Origin of the sequence: Streptomyces graminofaciens (assembly GCF_030294945.1) — a bacterium.
Taxonomy (GTDB): Bacteria; Actinomycetota; Actinomycetes; order Streptomycetales; family Streptomycetaceae; genus Streptomyces; species Streptomyces graminofaciens.
Genome location: NZ_AP018448.1, coordinates 9,495,719 through 9,513,589 on the forward strand (window position 1 = coordinate 9,495,719; position 17,871 = coordinate 9,513,589).

Consider the following 17,871-nt stretch of genomic DNA (forward strand, 5'->3'; position numbering starts at 1 on the left):
TGTGGGTGCGTGATCTTCACAGCCGACCTGCGAGGCGGCTTGCAAGCCACCTCGCAGGCCGACCTGAAAGCCCCTTACAGACCGGGGATCCGGCCGTTGCGGAACAGGTCGACGAAGATCTGGTGGTCGGCACGCGCGCGTGCGCCGTAGCTGTGCGCGAAGTCCACCAGCAGGGGCGCGAAGCCCTCCTCGTCCGCCGCGATGGCCGCGTCGATGGCCCGCTCCGTCGAGAACGGCACCAGGGACTGCCCGGACAGGTCGTCCGCCGCCGCGTGCATCGTGGCCGTGGCCCGGCCGAGGTCGGCGACGACCGCGCCGATCTCCTCCGGGTCGTCGATGTCGCCCCAGTCCAGATCCACCGCGTACGGCGACACCTCAGCGACCAGCTGGCCCGCGCCGTCCAGCTCGGTCCAGCCGAGCCACGGATCCGCGTGCGCCTGGAGGGCGCGCTGGGAGATCACCGTGCGGTGGCCCTCGTGCTGGAAGTAGCCCCCGATCCGCTGGTCCGTGATGTGCCGGGAGACGGCCGGGGTCTGGGCCTGCTTGATGTAGATCACGACGTCGTTCTCCAGGGCGTCGCTGTTGCCCTCCAGCAGGATGTTGTACGACGGCAGGCCGGCCGAGCCGATGCCGATGCCCCGGCGGCCGACGACGTCCTTCACCCGGTACGAGTCCGGGCGGGTCAGTGAGGACTCCGGCAGCGTCTCCAGATAGCCGTCGAAGGCGGCCAGCACCTTGTAGCGCGTGGCCGCGTCCAGCTCGATGGAGCCGCCGCCGGGCGCGAAGCGGCGCTCGAAGTCACGGATCTCCGTCATCGAGTCCAGCAGCCCGAAACGGGTCAGCGAGCGCGCGTCACGCAGCGCGTCCAGCAGGGGGCCGTGGGCGGTGTCCAGCGTGAACGGGGGCACCTCGTCCCGCTTGGCGCCGGCCGCCACGGCGTGGATCCGCTCGCGGTACGCGCCCGCGTAGGTCGTCACCAGCTCCGTGATCTGCTCGTCGCTGAGCGCCTTCGCGTACCCGATCAGGGCCACGGAGGCCGCGAAGCGCTTCAGGTCCCAGGTGAAGGGGGCGACGTACGCCTCGTCGAAGTCGTTCACGTTGAAGATCAGACGGCCCGTGGAGTCCATGTACGTGCCGAAGTTCTCCGCGTGCAGATCGCCGTGGATCCACACGCGCGAGGTGCGTTCGTCGAGGTAGGGACCCCCGGTCTTCTCCGCGTCGAGGTCGTTGTAGAAGAGGCAGGCCGTGCCCCGGTAGAACGCGAAGGCCGAGGCCGCCATCTTCCGGAACTTCACGCGGAACGCGGCCGGGTCGGCGGCCAGGAGCTGGCCGAACGCGGTGTCGAAGACGGCGAGGATCTCCTCGCCGCGTCGCTCGTCGCTGAGCTGCGGAACCGACATCGCTGGGTGCCTCCTGGTGGATCACGGGTGGGTCGGCTGTTGAACGTCCGACGGTACGCGGGAGTGCCCGCGACTCCGCTACGAAGGTACGGGGGACAGACCCTCGGGTGTCAGCGCCGAGGCATAGACTTCGACGCTGTCCCCCAGACTGTCCGCAGCCCGTGGGGAAGTCGTTCACGCCTGTTTCCCTTGGAGGCCGAAGCCGTGTCAAAGCCGCCGTTCACGCACCTGCACGTCCACACCCAGTACTCGCTGCTGGACGGTGCCGCGCGGCTCAAGGACATGTTCAACGCGTGCAACGAGATGGGCATGAGCCATATCGCCATGTCCGACCACGGCAACCTCCACGGCGCGTACGACTTCTTCCACACGGCGAAGAAGTCCGGAATCACCCCGATCATCGGCATCGAGGCGTACGTCGCCCCCGAGTCCCGGCGCAACAAGCGCAAGATCCAGTGGGGCCAGCCGCACCAGAAGCGGGACGACGTCTCCGGTTCCGGTGGTTACACCCACAAGACGATCTGGGCGGCCGACGCGACGGGCCTGCACAACCTCTTCCGCCTCTCCTCGGACGCGTACGCCGAGGGCTGGCTGCAGAAGTGGCCCCGCATGGACAAGGAGACCATCTCCAAGTGGTCCGAGGGCCTCATCGCCTCCACCGGCTGTCCCTCCGGCGAGCTCCAGACCCGGCTGCGCCTCGGCCAGTTCGACGAGGCGCTGAAGGCGGCCTCCGAGTACCAGGACATCTTCGGCAAGGACCGTTACTTCCTGGAGTTGATGGACCACGGCATCGAGATCGAGCACCGGGTCCGCGACGGCCTCCTGGAGATCGGCAAGAAGCTCGGCATCCCCCCGCTGGTCACCAACGACTCGCACTACACCTACGCGAGCGAGGCGACCGCCCACGACGCCCTGCTGTGCATCCAGACCGGCAAGAACCTCTCCGACCCGGACCGCTTCAAGTTCGACGGCACGGGCTACTACCTGAAGTCCACGGACGAGATGTACGCCATCGACTCCTCGGACGCCTGGCAGGAGGGCTGCGCCAACACCCGCCTGGTCGCCGAGCAGATCGACACCGCCGGCATGTTCGAGGCCAGGAACCTCATGCCGAAGTTCGACATCCCCGAGGGCTACACGGAGGTCAGCTGGTTCCGCGAGGAGACCATGCGCGGCATGCAGCGCCGTTTCCCCGGCGGCATCCCGGACGACCGTGTGAAGCAGGTCGAGTACGAGATGGACACCATCATCTCGATGGGGTTCCCGGGCTACTTCCTCGTGGTCGCCGACTTCATCATGTGGGCCAAGAAGCAGGGCATCGCGGTCGGCCCCGGCCGAGGCTCCGCGGCCGGCTCGATCGTCGCGTACGCCCTCGGCATCACCGACCTCGACCCCATCCCGCACGGCCTGATCTTCGAGCGGTTCCTCAACCCCGAGCGCATCTCCATGCCCGATGTCGACATCGACTTCGACGAGCGCCGACGCGTCGAGGTCATCAGGTATGTGACCGAGAAGTACGGCGCCGACAAGGTCGCCATGATCGGCACGTACGGCAAGATCAAGGCCAAGAACGCCATCAAGGACTCCGCGCGCGTGCTGGGCTACCCGTACGCGATGGGCGACCGCCTCACCAAGGCCATGCCCGCCGACGTCCTGGGCAAGGGCATCGACCTCAACGGCATCACCGACCCCTCGCACCCTCGTTACAGCGAGGCCGGCGAGATCCGGTCGATGTACGAGAACGAACCGGACGTGAAGAAGGTCATCGACACCGCCAAGGGCGTCGAGGGCCTGGTCCGGCAGATGGGTGTGCACGCCGCCGGCGTGATCATGTCCAGCGAGACCATCACCGAGCACGTTCCCGTGTGGGTGAGGCACACCGACGGCGTGACCATCACACAGTGGGACTACCCGAGCTGTGAGTCGCTCGGCCTGCTGAAGATGGACTTCCTCGGCCTGCGCAACCTCACGATCATGGACGACGCCGTCAAGATGGTGAAGTCCAACAAGGGCATCGACATCGATCTGCTGAGCCTCCCGCTCGACGATCCGAAGACCTTCGAACTGCTCCAGCGCGGCGACACCCTGGGCGTCTTCCAGTTCGACGGCGGCCCCATGCGCTCGCTGCTGCGCCTGATGAAGCCCGACAACTTCGAAGACATCTCCGCCGTCTCCGCGCTCTACCGTCCCGGCCCGATGGGCATGGACTCGCACACCAACTACGCCCTCCGCAAGAACAAGCTCCAGGAGATCACGCCGATCCACAAGGAGCTGGAGGAGCCCCTCGAAGAGGTCCTGGCGGTCACCTACGGCCTGATCGTCTACCAGGAGCAGGTGCAGAAGGCCGCCCAGATCATCGCCGGGTACTCGCTCGGCGAGGCCGACATCCTCCGCCGCGTGATGGGCAAGAAGAAGCCCGAGGAACTGGCGAAGAACTTCACCATCTTCCAGTCCGGCGCCCAGAAGAACGGCTACAGCGACGAGGCCATCCAGGCCCTGTGGGACGTGCTGGTCCCCTTCGCCGGCTACGCCTTCAACAAGGCCCACTCCGCCGCGTACGGCCTGGTGTCGTACTGGACCGCGTACCTCAAGGCGAACTACCCCGCCGAGTACATGGCCGGACTGCTCACCTCGGTCAAGGACGACAAGGACAAGTCCGCGATCTATCTGAACGAGTGCCGGCGCATGGGCATCAAGGTGCTCCCGCCCAACGTCAACGAATCGGTGCACAACTTCGCCGCGCAGGGCGACGACGTGATCCTCTTCGGCCTGGAGGCCGTGCGCAACGTCGGCACGAACGTGGTCGAGTCGATCATCCGCAGCCGCAAGGCCAAGGGGAAGTACGCCTCCTTCCCGGACTACCTCGACAAGGTCGAGGCGGTCGCCTGCAACAAGCGGACCACGGAATCCCTGATCAAGGCCGGCGCGTTCGACACGATGGGGCACACCCGCAAGGGCCTCACCGCGCAGTACGAGCCGATGATCGACAACGTGGTCGCGGTCAAGCGCAAGGAGGCCGAGGGCCAGTTCGACCTCTTCGGCGGAATGGGCGAGGAGGAGACCAGCGAGCCCGGCTTCGGCCTCGACGTCACCTTCTCCGAGGACGAGTGGGAGAAGACGTATCTGCTCGCCCAGGAGCGGGAGATGCTCGGTCTGTACGTCTCCGACCACCCGCTCTTCGGCCTGGAGCATGTGCTGTCCGACAAGGCCGACGCGGGCATCGCCCAGCTCACCGGAGGTGAGCACGCGGACGGCGCGGTCGTCACCATCGGCGGCATCATCTCCGGCCTCCAGCGCAAGATGACCAAGCAGGGCAACGCCTGGGCCATCGCCACCGTCGAGGACCTGGCCGGTTCGATCGAGTGCATGTTCTTCCCGGCGACCTACCAGCTCGTGTCGACCCAACTCGTCGAGGACGCGGTCGTGTTCGTCAAGGGCCGCCTCGACAAGCGCGAGGACGTGCCGCGCCTGGTCGCGATGGAACTCCAGGTCCCGGATTTGTCGAACGCGGGCACGAACGCACCGGTGATCCTCACGATCCCGGCGACCCGGGTCACCCCGCCCATGGTCAACCGCCTCGGTGAGATCCTCAGCCACCACAAGGGCGACAGCGAGGTCCGCATCAGGCTCCAGGGCCCGACCAAGACGACCGTACTGCGCCTCGACCGGCACCGGGTGAAGCCGGACCCGGCGCTCTTCGGCGACCTGAAGGTCCTGCTCGGCCCGTCCTGCCTGGCAGGCTGAGCGCCGCGTACTGACGTACATGAGGGGCGCGTTCGGAAACGGACGCGCCCCTCACCGTGTGCCCGGGCTTCAACAACCCGTGACCCAGCCGTCAGTTGTGGCCGAAGCGCTTCTGCCGGCCCTTGCGGGCCATGTCGCCCGGCGTCACCTGGGCGCCACGGTGCTCGGTCTGCGACTCGAGGGAGGACTGCTGTGCCTGCTGCTGACCACGCTCGGACTGCGGCTGCTTACGGTCCTGCTTCTTGTTCTTGGCCATGGTGGTTGCCTCCTGTGGGGGAACTAGGGGCCAGGGCCGCGATCAGACTCACATAGCGCGACAAGGTGCGCATTTCGGAAAATCACCGTCCGTGACGAGAGTTGTCGGAGCGTGTGACGCGATTGAGGGGGCGCACGGTGAATACGCCACGCCGAAGATCGAGTTCCGGCCGTTAAGCTCCGCGCGGTCGGGCAGACTCGAAGGAAGCCCGAAGCAAACCTCCCGGAAAGAGGGTGGATCGCGTGGACCGCTGCATCGTCCTGGTGGACGCCGGGTATCTGCTCGGCGCGGCCGCCAGCCTCCTCGCCGGGGAACCGTCCCGCTCCCGCATCACCGTCGATCACGCCGCCCTCATCCAGGGGCTGCGCGAGCGCGCCGAGGCCGACACCGAACGGCCGTTGCTGCGCATCTACTGGTTCGACGGCGCCCCCGACCGCGTCCCGCAGCCCGAGCACCGCAGGCTGCGCGTGATGCCCCGGGTGACCGTCCGGCTCGGCGCGCTGACCCGCAGCGACGGACGCTGGGCCCAGAAGGGCGTGGACGCAGCCATGCACGCCGAGCTGACCGAACTGGCCCGCAACCGCGCCTGCTCCGACGTGGTCCTCGTGACCGGGGACGGTGATCTGCTGCCGGGCATGATGGCCGCCAAGGAGCACGGCGTCGCCGTACACCTGTGGGCGGTGCAGGCCGCCGACGGGGACTACAACCAGTCCGAGGACCTGGTCGCCGAGGCCGACGAACGGCGGGTGCTGGACCGGGCGTGGATCACCAAGGCCGTACGGGCGAAGGACTTCGGCGGGATCTGCGCGCCGCAGTCCGTGCCGCGACCGGAGATCGCGGCGATCCTGTCGGCGCCGCTGCCGGAGCCGGCGATCGGGGACGCCGAGCGGGCCACGCCGGAGCCCGAGCACGCGGCGGCGTCCGCCGGGGCGCGCGGCGGCGCGGAGGAACGGGTGCCGTCGACCAAGGGCGTACCGACGCCGAAGGACCTCGCCGCCCTGCGCGGGCCCGGCACGCACGCGGCGCAGCATCCGGCGACCGCCACGCTCCGCTGGTCCTCCGACAAGGGCTGGGTGGACCGGCCCGGGGCCGCCGCCGAGGCGCCGGAGGTCGCGGCCATGCCGACGCTGGCACAGCTGACCACGGCGGAGCAGCGGTGGGCCGACCGGGAGGAGGACATCACCACGGTCGGGGGCGACCCCTATGAGGTCGGGCAGGTGTTCGCCCGGCGGTGGATCGCGCGGCTGACCGATCAAGCGCATCTGCAGCGGCTGTCCGGGATGTATCCCCGGGTTCCGCATCGGGTCGACGGCGAGCTGCTGCGGTACGCGGCGCGGTTCGGGCTGCTCGCGCACAAGGACGACCAGATCGACGAGCACGACCGGTACGCGATCCGGGCCGGGTTCTGGCGGGAGATCGATGTGCGGACCGCCGCGGAGCACGCTCCCGCCGGGGAATGAGCGCCCAACAACTCGGGGCCGGGTGTTTGCCGGCGTCTGCGGGTCCGTTGTGGCTGGTCGCGCCGTTCCCCGCACCCCTTACGGGGCGCCCCGGGCGTAATTCGGTACCCGCGACCCCGTAGGCTCGTCCCTCGTGAGTACGCGTACGGCACAGGTGATCCGGCATCGTGGGGATGTCGTGTGTGCTGTGCGGGGGCTCACCAAGACGTATCCGGCCTCGCGGGGGCGGCGCGGCGCGCCGGGAACTCCCGAGGTGCGGGCCAACGACGGCGTCGGGCTCGATGTGCGGCGCGGCGAGATCTTCGGGCTGCTCGGGCCGAACGGGGCCGGCAAGACCACGCTCGTACGGCAGCTCACAGGGCTCATGCGGCCCGATCACGGCACTGTCGAGATCCTGGGCCACGACATCGTCCGCCACCCCGAGCGGGCCGCGCGGATCCTCGCCTATCTGGGGCAGGAGTCGACCGCCCTCGACGAACTGACCGTGGCGCTGGCGACCGAGACCACCGGGCGGCTGCGCGGGCTCGACGTACGGCGGGCGCGGGCCGAGCGGGACGCCGTCCTCGACGAACTCGGGCTGACCGCGCTCGCCTCCCGGCCGCTGAAGAAGCTGTCCGGCGGGCAGCGGCGGCTCGCCTGTTTCGCCACCGCGCTCATCGGTGAGCGACCGCTGCTCGTGCTGGACGAGCCGACCAGCGGCATGGACCCGGTGGCGCGCCGGTCCGTATGGGCCGCGGTCGACCGGCGGCGCGCCGAGCGCGGCACCACCGTCCTGCTGGTCACCCACAACGTCATCGAGGCCGAGACCGTCCTCGACCGGGTCGCCGTCCTCGACCAGGGCCGGGTCATCGCCTGCGACAGCCCGGCCGGGCTGAAGGAGAAGGTCGCGGGCGAGGTCCGCGTCGAGCTGGTGTGGCGTGACGGTCCCCCGCTGGACGTGCCCGAGGTCGCCGCGCTGCGGCCCCGGGCCGTCGAGGCGGGGCGCCGCTGGACGCTCCGGCTCGCGCCTGAGGAGGCGCGCGCGGTCGTCGCCACCGTCACCGGCGGCGCCGCCTTCGTCGCGCTGGACGACTTCACGCTCGCCACACCGAGCCTGGAGGACGTCTATCTCGCGCTCGGCGGCAGCACGGGCAGCGCGCAGGGGCTGGTCAAGGGGTGAGGGACGCGGGCGTGAGCCGGAGAACAGCCGCCGCGGGTGTGAACGGCAGGGCTGCCGCCGCCGTACGAGAATGGGCGACAGCCGGAGCGAAGAGGAGCAGCTCGACGTGAGTGTCGTACCCGCCGAGGTTCTGCCGGGCAGCGCCCTGGCCATGGAGGAGCGCGCCGAGGCCGCCGCCGAGCTGGGCCCCCGTGCGCGGCTGTGGCCGTCGCTCGCCGCGGTGTACCGGGCGCAGCTCTCGCGGGCCCGGGTCGCACGGATCCCGCTGCTGTTCGTCGCCACCTTCCAGTCGATCGGGATCATGGTCCTGATGCGTGGGGTGGTGGACGGCGGGGACGAGGCGCACGCCGTGGTCGCCGGTTCCTCGGTGCTCGTCGTCGCCTTCGTCGCGCTGAACCTGCTCGCGCAGTACTTCGGGCAGCTGCGGGCGAGCGGGGGACTCGACCACTACGCGACCCTGCCGGTGCCGCCGGCGGCGGTGGTGCTGGGCGCGGCGGGGGCGTACGCCTCCTTCACCGTTCCCGGGACCGTGGTGACGGCCGTCTTCGGCTGTGTGCTCTTCGGGCTGCCGCTCGCCCACCTCTGGGTGCTCGCCGCGGTGATCCCGCTCGCCGGGGCCGCGCTCGCCGGGCTGGGCGCCGCGCTGGGACTGCTCGCGCCCCGTCCCGAACTGGCGACCGTGCTCGGGCAGCTGGGGATGTCCGCCGCGCTGCTGCTGGGTGTCCTGCCGGCCGACCGGATGCCGGGGTTCATCCGGTTCGCCCGGGATCTGCTGCCCTCCACGTACGGTGTGGAGGCCTTCGCACGGACCTTCGGGCAGCACCCCGACTGGGCGTTCGTGCTCGGTGACCTCGCCGTGTGCGCGGGGGTCGGGGTCGTCTCGCTCGCGGTCGCCACCTGGGCCTACCGTCGCGCGGCCGTCCGGTGACGCGGCGCACAGCCGCGCCTGGCACGATGGCAGAGTGACCGCACCGTTGACTCCGCCTCCGCCGCCGCACCAGCAGCCCCCGAACGACCCCTGGGGCGCGCCGCCCGACGGTGGCGTCGTCGAGGCCGGGCCGCACAAGGACGACGGGCCCGGGATGCGGACCGAGGTGCTGGAGGCCGTCGTCGTGACGGTCGTGACGGCCGTGGTCGGCGGGCTGCTGCTCGGAGTGCTGTGGTGGTGGCTGACGCCACATGTGCCGTTGGTGTCCAACGGGGACGCGGTGTTGCTGAAGGACACCGAGGGGGAGCAGGCCGTCGGGTCGGACGGGACGTTCACGCTGCTCGGGCTGGGGATCGGGGCGCTCTTCGCGCTCGTCGTGTTCCTTGTGCGCCGGCGCGGGGGTGTGCCGCTGGTGGTGGCGCTCGCGGTGGGGGGAGTGCTGGGCGGGCTGCTGGCGTGGCGGCTGGGGGTGTGGCTGGGCCCCGAACAGGACGTGGTCGCGCGCGCCACCGAGGTCGGGGTGGGGAAGACCTTTTCGGCGCCGGTGAAGCTCGGGGCGAAGGGGGCGTTGCTGGCGTGGCCGCTGGGCGCGCTGCTGATGCACCTGGGATTGACGGCGCTGTTCGGGCCGCGGGATCCGGATCCGTACGAGGAGCAGTACTCGGGGCCGTACGGTCCGCCGCCGGGGGCTCCGCCGGTGGCGTGAGTGGGCGGGGCGGACCGGGCGGGTGGTCGGCTGCGGGCCGGTGGGGGCTCGTCACGCGGTTCCCCGCGCCCCTTGAGGGGTGAACCGGCACCCGCCCGACCAACCCCGCGTCAGGTTCGGCCCACCGGCGCCACCACCGCGTCCGTCAGCGTCGCGAGCGCCTTCGGGGTCAGTTCGACCTCCAGGCCGCGGCGGCCCGCCGAGACGCAGATCGTCTCGTGGGACTCGGCCGACGCATCCAGGACCGTGCGGAGCTTCTTGCGCTGGCCCAGCGGGGAGATACCGCCCCGGACGTACCCCGTCGTGCGCTCCGCGAGCGTCGGGTCGGCCATCGCCGCCCGCTTGCCGCCCACCGCCGTCGCCAGGGACTTGAGGTCCAGGGAGCCGGCCACGGGGACCACGGCCACGACCAGCGCGCCGTCCACGTCCGCCACCAGGGTCTTGAAGACGCGGTCGGGCGACACTCCCATCGCCTCCGCCGCCTCCTCCCCGTACGACGGGTGGGAGGGGTCGTGCTCGTAGGCGTGGACCGTGAACTCCACGCCCGCCGCGGTCAGTGCCACGGTCGCCGGCGTGCCGCCCGATCCCGCCTGCTGCTTCTTCGACTTCTTCGCCATCAGCCTTCTCACGTACCTCAGTTGAGACTCGTCGGCCCGCGCGTCAGCTCCGACGCGGGCAACGACGGCAGATTACGGATGATCGCCGTCTCGGCGCGCAGGAGCTTCAGCTCGTCCCGCAGCCGGGACGCGATGTCCGGGGCCTGCAGGAGCCGCTGCTTGGCCGGGGTGTCGAGCATCATCGCCGCGGCCACCAGGTACGACACCACCGCCGGCTCGTCCGGCAGATCCGCGCCCGTCGCCAGCGACCGCTCCCGGGCGCCCGCCAGGCGCTTCTGGTACTGACGGAAGGCCCGCAGCACGCCCTCGGCGAGCGCGCCCGCCTCGTCCCCCGGGTCCTCCGGCAACTCCTCCAGCTCGGCCACGAGGAACGCGCCGGACGCGTCCACCGAGACCAGCCGTACCCGCGTCGTACCCGTCGCCAGGACCTCGAACGTGCCGTTGTCGCGCTCCCGGATGGTCGCCGCGTCCGCGATGCAGCCCACGGAGTGGAACGCCTTCACGGGATCGTCGCCGAAACCGGCCGCCGGGCCGCGCTCGGGCCGGGACGTCGGATCCGGCATTCCGGGCGCGCTCGGCGCGACCTCGTGGCCGTCGCGGATGGCGACGACGGCGAAGCGGCGCGGTTCGTCCTCGGGGGTCTTCAGCAACTCGCGCATCAGTGCGCGATAGCGCTCCTCGAAGATGTTCAGGGGCAGCACGAGACCCGGGTACAGCACCGAGTTCAGGGGGAAGAGCGGGAGCCGGACGGTGGTCACGAGGGCAGAGCCTAATGGTCGTCGGGGCAGTCGCGTTCGCCCGTACTCGTATGTGGACTCTCCGTAGGCGACGTACGCGTCCGCAGCGGGGTCGAGGAGGCCACCTCCAGGCGTACGCCGTCGCGCAACTGGAGGAACTGGCCCAGCGGATCGTCCGAGACCCGGTCCCAGGGGAACGAGGTGGCGTACGGGCCGATCAGGCGCAGCTGGTCCAGCGCGTCCGTCCAGCGTCCGAGGCGGACCAGGACGTAGGTGAGGAGATTGCGGACCTCGGCGGGCCAGGGGTCGGCCGGCGCGTACTCGGCCGAGAGCGCCATGGCCCGGTCCGCCGCCTCGTCCAGCCGCCCGCGGGCCACCACGGCGCCACCGCCCTCGGTGAGGTAGGCGAAGGCCGCCCGCACCGGCAGCGCCCGTACGAGGGAGCCGGGCAGCGCGTCCTCGGCGGCCCGCTCGGCGAAGTCGAAGCACTCGCGGTGCGAGCCGTACCAGGCGGCCGAGAGGTACTTCAGGGCCGAGACATGGCAGCCGTAGTGGTGCGGGGAGCGGCGGACGGCCTCCTCCCACAGCTGTTCGAACTGGGTGTGCCCGGAGCCCGTGCCGCGGGCGTGGTCGAGGGCGATCCGCCAGGGCACCGGGTCGCGCTGCTCGCCCTCGGCGGCCGCGGCGATGAGCGGGCCCACCTCGCGCAGCAACTCGACCCGGGCCGGCGACTCCCAGCCGCGGGCCACCGCCAGCTGGGCCCTGATCAGCAGGGCGTCCGGGTCGTGCGGCGTGGCGTCCTGCCAGGCCCGCAGCCACTCGTCGCGGCAGCGGGCGAACGCGGCGAGCCGCATCGCGTACCGGTCACGGTTCTCCCACTCGGCGGACTCCCGGGTGGTGGCCAGCAGTTTGGCCGCGGGAGCGTACTCGCCGCGGCCCGCCGCCACCAGTGCGGGACCGAGCCGCTCGTCGGGGGCGTCGAGCAGTACCTCGTCGTCGGCGGGCAGACCGGCGGCGAGCCGCGGGGTGTGCCGTGCCATCCGGACGGTACGGATGAGCGCGCGCAGCAGATCCATGGTGCCGCCCATTGAAAACCCGCAGGTCGGAGCGGCGCCAGAGGATAGACCCAACGTGTTTTGGTTGTACGGTTTGAGGTCAAGGTCGGGTAAAAACGCCCTGTTCGAAGGCTGCCAGGGAGCTGGCCGAACACTGATCGGCCGCTGTTGGTCCGCTGTGGCCCGAAGCCCGCGCCCAGGCGAACGTCAGTTCCTGCTCAGCAGGCGTGTCGCCCCCGCCGCCACCGTCGTCGCGAGGATCCAACCCATCACGATCACCATCGCGGCCAGCCACTGCCAGCCGCCCTGCAGCTGCCAGGATCCGGCCTGCCCGAAGTCGACGACCGGCAGGAGCAGATCCAGGGCGAAGAGGGCGGGGTCCCAGTTCGGGTGCTCGCCCGGCTTGATCGGCGGATGGTCGGCGTGCGAGAAAGCGTACGAGGTCAGCGCCCACAGCACCGCCATCCACACGGCGGCCCGGCCCGGCCGGTACCCGTACGCCACCGTCCAGTCCTGCGCGTACCCCCAGATCTTGCCCGCGAGCGGCAGATTCTCGCGCCGGTGGCGCTGCTTGGCGAGGAGCACCTCGCGGGCGCCCTCGTCCTCGCCGCTGGCGCGCAGCACGGTGGCGAGCCGCTCGTACGGCTCCGGGTTGTACTCGGCGGTCGCCGCCGCCACCCACTCCAGCCGCGTGGCCAGCGGGAACCGGCCGCGCGGTACGAGGGTCTCGTACTGGAAACCGCCCATGTGGAGGTTGCCCGTGGCCGGCCAGCTGCTCGCCTCGTCGATCAGGGTGCCGACCCGGGCACCGGACAGGACGACCTTGCCGCGCTCCGGTTTCTCGCCGAGGAAGCGCAGCTCGGGCACCTGGACCCGGCGCAGCGACAGCTCCTGTTCGTCCGTGAGGGTGAAGCGGGCCCGCTCCAGGTCGACCGCGTCGCCGAACCGTCCGTCGTCCAGCCGTATCCCGCCCTCGCACACGAACCGCTGCACCCGGGTGCCGCGCGCGGGCGTGCTTCCGCTGGTGTAGAGCGGATTGCCGACCCCGGCGGGGGTCAGATAGAGCGTGCGTTCGACGGTCAGCTGGGGTGCGTTCAGGGCCAGGCGGCCGTAGGGGTTGGCGAGTTGGCTCCCGCGCAGGCTGAGCGAGGCGCCGACGGTCGCGCCGCGCAGGCTCAGCTCGCCGTGCGACTCCATCATCTCGGCCTGCACGTCCTGGGCGACGGTCAGCCCGTCGGCGGAGAGGGAGCGGCCGTGCCGGTCGCGGTAGACCACGGCCTGGTTGAGGAGTAAGTCGGTGCCGATGTGCGCGTCCGCGAGTCGTACCCCGTTGTGGAACCGGCAGCGCGGCAGATGCAGATCGCCCTCCGTGTGCAGCCGGGCCGCCTCCAGGCGGGGCACCGAGCAGTCCACCATCCGCAGGGTGGTGAACCGCGACTCCGGCAGCAGGATCTCCTTCTCGAACCGGCAGCCCTTCATCTCGACATACGGCTCGACCGTGCCGCCCGCCAGGTCGAGCGTGCCCTGGATCTGCACGCCGACCAGCTTCAGCGACGACACCCGGCCGGACAGCGCGGGCGGTCCGGCCAGCAGCAGCCAGGCCACGATCCGGGCCCGTACGGTCCGATCGGGGCCCCAGGGGTGGCCGCCGTGCGGATCGTCCACGGTGACGTCCCCGTCGCGCAGGTCGTACACGCTGCCGTTGCGGAACGCCTGCCACATACCGGCTTCGGCGGCGGTCAGGTCGTCCGGCAGGTCCCCGTCGTCCCGGACGGCGGCACCCTCGGTCACGGCTGGTTCCTTCCTCGTCCTCTGCCACTCGGAGACACTCACGTGTATCGCGCAACTGTTCATGCTGGTGATGCCCGCTGGGTGACGTCTCGAACGCTAGACGTGAAGGTGATCTTCCGGGTTCCCGGGCCGATTCGTATCACCCAGTGGAACGCGCGGATGACGGCCGACGAGGGTCTGAGAGAATTGGGCCCGTGATCTCCCGAATCGATCTGCGCGGCGACGCCCTTCCTGAGGGACCCGCCCTGCGCGACCTGCTGCCCCGAGCCGACTTCGACGTCTCGGCCGCCCTGGAGAAGGTGCGTCCGATCTGCGAGGCCGTGCATCATCGGGGCGACGCGGCGCTGATCGACTTCGCGGAGAAGTTCGACGGGGTCCGGCTCGACCGGGTGCGGGTGCCCGCAGAGGCGCTCACGCGCGCCCTGGAGGAACTCGACCCGGCCGTCCGCGCGGCCCTGGAGGAGTCGATCCGCCGCGCCCGCATCGTCCACCGCGAGCAGCGCCGCACCACGCACACCACCCAGGTCGTACCCGGCGGCACGGTCACCGAGAAGTGGGTCCCCGTCGAGCGGGTGGGCCTGTACGCGCCCGGCGGCCGGTCGGTGTACCCCTCGTCCGTGATCATGAACGTGGTCCCGGCGCAGGAAGCCGGCGTCGAATCCATCGCCCTCGCCTCGCCGGCGCAGGCCGAGTTCGACGGCCTCCCGCACCCCACGATCCTCGCGGCCTGCGCGCTGCTCGGCGTCGACGAGGTGTACGCGGCCGGTGGCGCCACCGCCGTCGCGATGTTCGCCTACGGCACCGAGTCCTGCCCGCCGGCCAACATGGTCACCGGCCCGGGCAACATCTGGGTGGCCGCCGCCAAGCGGTACTTCACCGGTGTCATCGGCATCGACTCCGAGGCGGGCCCGACCGAGATCGCGGTCCTCGCGGACGACACCGCCGACCCGGTGCACGTGGCCGCCGACCTGATCAGCCAGGCCGAGCACGACCCGCTCGCGGCCGCCGTGCTCGTCACGGACTCGGTCGCGCTCGCGGACGCGGTCGAGAAGGAGCTCGAGCCGCAGGTCGAGGCCAGCAAGCACGTCGAGGACCGGATCCGCCCGTCGCTGGCCGGCCGACAGTCCGCGATCGTGCTGGTCGACGGCGTCGACGAGGGTCTGAGGGTCGTCAACGCGTACGGCGCCGAGCACCTGGAGATCCAGACGTCCCGTCCTCAGGAAGTGGCCGAGCGGGTCGTCAACGCGGGCGCGATCTTCATCGGCCCCTGGGCTCCGGTCTCGCTGGGCGACTACGCGGCCGGGTCCAACCATGTGCTCCCGACCGGCGGTTGCGCCTGCCACTCCTCCGGTCTGTCCGTCCAGTCCTTCCTGCGGGGCATCCACATCGTCGACTACACGAAGGACGCGCTGGCCGAGGTCGCGCACCACGTGGTGACGCTGGCGGAGGCGGAGGACCTGCCCGCGCACGGCGCGGCGATCAAGGCAAGGTTCGGTTGGAAGGTGCCTGGTAAGTGAGCTTCGGAATCGACGATCTCCCCGTTCGGGACGAACTGCGCGGCAAGAGCCCCTACGGCGCACCCCAGCTCGACGTCCCCGTACGGCTGAACACCAACGAGAACCCCTACCCCCTGCCCGAGCCGCTGGTCGAGCGCATCGCCGAGCGGGTCCGTGAGGCGGCCCGGCACCTCAACCGCTACCCGGACCGGGACGCGGTGGAGCTGCGGACGCGGCTCGCCGAATACCTGACGAACACCTCCGGGTACGAGGTCGGCCTGGCCAACGTGTGGGCGGCCAACGGCTCCAACGAGGTCCTCCAGCAGATCCTGCAGACCTTCGGCGGACCCGGCCGCACGGCCATCGGCTTCGAGCCCTCGTACTCGATGCACGGCCTGATCTCGCGCGGCACGGGCACCGGCTGGATCTCCGGTCCGCGCAACGACGACTTCACGATCGACCTCGCCGCCGCCGAGAAGGCCATCGCCGAGCACCGGCCGGACGTCGTCTTCATCACCACCCCCAACAACCCCACGGGCAACGCGGTCTCGCGGGAGACCGTCCTCGCGCTGTACGAGGCGGCCCAGGCGGCCAAGCCGTCGATGGTCGTCGTGGACGAGGCGTACATCGAGTTCAGCCACGGCGACTCGCTGCTGCCGCTGCTCGAAGGCCGACGCCAGCTCGTCGTCTCCCGGACGATGTCCAAGGCCTTCGGCGCGGCCGGTCTGCGCCTCGGCTATCTCGCCGCGCACCCGGCGGTCGTGGACGCGGTCCAGCTCGTCCGGCTGCCGTACCACCTCTCCGCCGTCACCCAGGCGACCGCGCTGGCCGCCCTGGAGCACACCGACACCCTGCTCGGCTATGTCGAACAGCTGAAGGCGGAGCGGGACCGGCTGGTCGCCGAGCTGCGCGCGATCGGCTACGAGGTCACCGAGTCCGACGCCAACTTCGTGCAGTTCGGCAGGTTCGAGGACGCGCACGAGGTATGGCGGAAGATCCTCGACCGGGGCGTCCTGGTCCGGGACAACGGCGTACCGGGATGGCTGCGGGTCACCGCCGGAACTCCCGCCGAGAACGACGCGTTCCTCGACGCGGTACGTGAACTGAAGAAGGAGCAGAGCGCATGAGTCGTGTCGGACGCGTGGAACGGACGACCAAGGAGACGTCGGTCCTCGTCGAGATCAACCTCGACGGCACCGGCAGGACCGAGATCTCCACCGGGGTCGGCTTCTACGACCACATGCTCGACCAGCTCGGCCGGCACGGTCTGTTCGACCTGACCGTGAAGACCGACGGCGACCTGCACATCGACTCCCACCACACCATCGAGGACACCGCCCTCGCGCTGGGCGCCGCCTTCAAGCAGGCCCTCGGCGACAAGGTGGGCATCTACCGCTTCGGCAACTGCACGGTCCCGCTGGACGAGTCCCTCGCCCAGGTCACCGTCGACCTGTCCGGCCGCCCGTACCTCGTGCACACCGAGCCCGAGAAGATGGCGCCGATGATCGGCGAGTACGACACGACGATGACCCGGCACATCCTGGAGTCCTTCGTCGCCCAGGCCCAGATCGCGCTGCACGTGCACGTGCCGTACGGGCGCAACGCGCACCACATCGTGGAGTGCCAGTTCAAGGCGCTCGCGCGGGCGCTGCGGTACGCGTCCGAGCGCGACCCGCGCGCGGCCGGCATCCTGCCCTCCACGAAGGGCGCGCTGTGAACGGGCTGTCCACCGTCCTGATCGTCGTCGGCCTCTTCCTGGTCGGCGGCATCATCTCCTTCGTCAAGCAGCAGATGCCGAAGAGCCTCATCACGCTGCTGTCGATCGCCGCCGCGATGTGTCTCGTCTCGGGCGTCCTGAGGCTGGAGGTGTGGAATTGAGCACGGCGTCCAAGAAGGTTGTCGTCTTCGACTACGGCTTCGGGAACGTGAGGTCCGCCGAGCGCGCCCTCGCCCGCACGGGTGCCGAGGTCGAGATCACGCGTGACTTCGACAAGGCGATGAACGCCGACGGGCTGCTGGTGCCGGGTGTCGGCGCCTTCGCGGCGTGTATGCAGGGCCTGCGCGAGGCGCGCGGCGACTGGATCATCGACCGGCGTCTGTCCGGCGGCCGTCCGGTGATGGGCATCTGCGTCGGCATGCAGATCCTCTTCGGGCGGGGCATCGAGCACGGTGTGGAGACCGAGGGCCTCGACGAGTGGCCCGGCACGGTCGAGCCGCTCCAGGCCGAGATCGTGCCCCACATGGGCTGGAACACGGTCGAGGCCCCGGACGGCACCGAACTGTTCGCCGGCCTCGACGCCGACGCCCGCTTCTACTTCGTGCACTCCTACGCCGTCCACGACTGGAACCTGGAGACGCACAACCCCACACTGACCGCCCCCAAGGTCACCTGGTCGACCCACGGCAAGCCCTTCGTGGCCGCCGTGGAGAACGGCGCCCTGTGGGCCACGCAGTTCCACCCCGAGAAGTCCGGCGACGCCGGAGCGCAGCTGCTGACCAACTGGATCGGAACCCTGTAGACC

16 protein-coding genes are annotated in these 17,871 nt (G+C 70.6%); 10 read left to right on the forward strand and 6 right to left on the reverse strand.

Going from position 1 to position 17,871, the window contains the following annotated elements:
- Window positions 1–74: 74 nt before the first annotated feature.
- Complete coding sequence (locus SGFS_RS41760; protein ID WP_286257538.1) at window positions 75–1,400, reverse strand: DUF2252 domain-containing protein; 1,326 nt, start codon at window positions 1,398–1,400, stop codon at window positions 75–77.
- A 204-nt stretch (window positions 1,401–1,604) separates the two neighbouring features.
- Between SGFS_RS41760 and dnaE the strand changes: the two genes are divergently transcribed.
- Complete coding sequence (dnaE, locus tag SGFS_RS41765) at window positions 1,605–5,144, forward strand: DNA polymerase III subunit alpha (RefSeq protein ID WP_286257539.1); 3,540 nt, start codon at window positions 1,605–1,607, stop codon at window positions 5,142–5,144.
- Window positions 5,145–5,235: 91 nt separating this feature from the next.
- Here the strand turns inward: dnaE and SGFS_RS41770 are convergent, their stop codons facing one another.
- Entirely contained in the window at window positions 5,236–5,400 is a 165-nt protein-coding gene (locus tag SGFS_RS41770) for a hypothetical protein (RefSeq protein ID WP_286257540.1), read from the reverse strand.
- 242 nt (window positions 5,401–5,642) lie between these two features.
- Here SGFS_RS41770 and SGFS_RS41775 point away from each other — a divergent pair, with 242 nt between their 5' ends.
- From SGFS_RS41775 to SGFS_RS41790, 4 genes are all read left to right on the forward strand, one after another.
- Window positions 5,643–6,860: an NYN domain-containing protein gene (locus tag SGFS_RS41775; RefSeq protein ID WP_286257541.1), complete on the forward strand. Its 1,218-nt coding sequence runs from the start codon at window positions 5,643–5,645 to the stop codon at window positions 6,858–6,860.
- 178 nt (window positions 6,861–7,038) lie between these two features.
- The gene (locus tag SGFS_RS41780; RefSeq protein ID WP_286260320.1) at window positions 7,039–8,019 is read left to right on the forward strand and encodes an ABC transporter ATP-binding protein; all 981 of its coding nucleotides are present in this window, start codon (window positions 7,039–7,041) and stop codon (window positions 8,017–8,019) included.
- Between the two features lie 70 nt (window positions 8,020–8,089).
- Entirely contained in the window at window positions 8,090–8,947 is an 858-nt protein-coding gene (locus tag SGFS_RS41785) for an ABC transporter permease (protein WP_286257542.1), read from the forward strand.
- Between the two features lie 34 nt (window positions 8,948–8,981).
- Window positions 8,982–9,653, forward strand: a complete 672-nt coding sequence (locus SGFS_RS41790) for a DUF2567 domain-containing protein (protein WP_286257543.1) — start codon at window positions 8,982–8,984, stop codon at window positions 9,651–9,653.
- Window positions 9,654–9,763: 110 nt separating this feature from the next.
- Here SGFS_RS41790 and ybaK read toward each other — a convergent pair whose 3' ends face one another.
- The 4 genes from ybaK to SGFS_RS41810 all read right to left on the reverse strand — a co-directional run bounded on the left by ybaK (window position 9,764) and on the right by SGFS_RS41810 (window position 13,853).
- Window positions 9,764–10,270 carry a Cys-tRNA(Pro) deacylase gene (gene ybaK / locus SGFS_RS41795; RefSeq protein WP_286257544.1) on the reverse strand — a complete coding sequence of 169 codons (507 nt, stop codon included), beginning with the start codon at window positions 10,268–10,270 and terminating at the stop codon, window positions 9,764–9,766.
- 17 nt (window positions 10,271–10,287) lie between these two features.
- A complete protein-coding gene (locus tag SGFS_RS41800; RefSeq protein ID WP_286257545.1) occupies window positions 10,288–11,028 on the reverse strand; it encodes an LON peptidase substrate-binding domain-containing protein in 741 nt (246 codons plus the stop codon).
- An 11-nt stretch (window positions 11,029–11,039) separates the two neighbouring features.
- Window positions 11,040–12,083 (reverse strand): tetratricopeptide repeat protein, encoded by a 1,044-nt coding sequence (locus SGFS_RS41805; protein WP_286257546.1) that lies wholly within the window; start codon window positions 12,081–12,083, stop codon window positions 11,040–11,042.
- Window positions 12,084–12,269: 186 nt separating this feature from the next.
- Window positions 12,270–13,853: an oxidoreductase gene (locus SGFS_RS41810; protein WP_286257547.1), complete on the reverse strand. Its 1,584-nt coding sequence runs from the start codon at window positions 13,851–13,853 to the stop codon at window positions 12,270–12,272.
- A gap of 194 nt (window positions 13,854–14,047) precedes the next feature.
- On the opposite strand from SGFS_RS41810, the gene hisD reads away from it, so the two are divergent.
- The 5 genes from hisD to hisH are packed head-to-tail and all read left to right on the forward strand — an operon-like array spanning window position 14,048 to window position 17,868.
- The gene (hisD, locus tag SGFS_RS41815) at window positions 14,048–15,370 is read left to right on the forward strand and encodes a histidinol dehydrogenase (RefSeq protein ID WP_286257548.1); all 1,323 of its coding nucleotides are present in this window, start codon (window positions 14,048–14,050) and stop codon (window positions 15,368–15,370) included.
- Window positions 15,367–16,476 carry a histidinol-phosphate transaminase gene (locus SGFS_RS41820; protein WP_286257549.1) on the forward strand — a complete coding sequence of 370 codons (1,110 nt, stop codon included), beginning with the start codon at window positions 15,367–15,369 and terminating at the stop codon, window positions 16,474–16,476. Before hisD ends, SGFS_RS41820 begins: the two co-directional genes overlap by 4 nt.
- Entirely contained in the window at window positions 16,473–17,066 is a 594-nt protein-coding gene (gene hisB, locus SGFS_RS41825) for an imidazoleglycerol-phosphate dehydratase HisB (protein WP_037693319.1), read from the forward strand. Before SGFS_RS41820 ends, hisB begins: the two co-directional genes overlap by 4 nt.
- Window positions 17,063–17,227: a hypothetical protein gene (locus SGFS_RS41830; RefSeq protein WP_286257552.1), complete on the forward strand. Its 165-nt coding sequence runs from the start codon at window positions 17,063–17,065 to the stop codon at window positions 17,225–17,227. Before hisB ends, SGFS_RS41830 begins: the two co-directional genes overlap by 4 nt.
- Window positions 17,218–17,868: an imidazole glycerol phosphate synthase subunit HisH gene (gene hisH, locus SGFS_RS41835; protein WP_286257553.1), complete on the forward strand. Its 651-nt coding sequence runs from the start codon at window positions 17,218–17,220 to the stop codon at window positions 17,866–17,868. The genes SGFS_RS41830 and hisH overlap by 10 nt, the downstream gene beginning before the upstream one ends.
- The last annotated feature ends 3 nt before the right edge of the window (window positions 17,869–17,871 follow it).

Bases quoted from the DNA above. Each gene is read 5' to 3' on its own strand.
- SGFS_RS41805 (WP_286257546.1), bottom strand. From the start codon at position 12,083: ATGGATCTGCTGCGCGCGCTCATCCGTACCGTCCGGATGGCACGGCAC.
- ybaK (WP_286257544.1), bottom strand. From the start codon at position 10,270: ATGGCGAAGAAGTCGAAGAAGCAGCAGGCGGGATCGGGCGGCACGCCG.
- SGFS_RS41785 (WP_286257542.1), top strand. From the start codon at position 8,090: ATGGGCGACAGCCGGAGCGAAGAGGAGCAGCTCGACGTGAGTGTCGTA.
- hisB (WP_037693319.1), top strand. From the start codon at position 16,473: ATGAGTCGTGTCGGACGCGTGGAACGGACGACCAAGGAGACGTCGGTC.
- SGFS_RS41760 (WP_286257538.1), bottom strand. From the start codon at position 1,400: ATGTCGGTTCCGCAGCTCAGCGACGAGCGACGCGGCGAGGAGATCCTC.
- SGFS_RS41770 (WP_286257540.1), bottom strand. From the start codon at position 5,400: ATGGCCAAGAACAAGAAGCAGGACCGTAAGCAGCCGCAGTCCGAGCGT.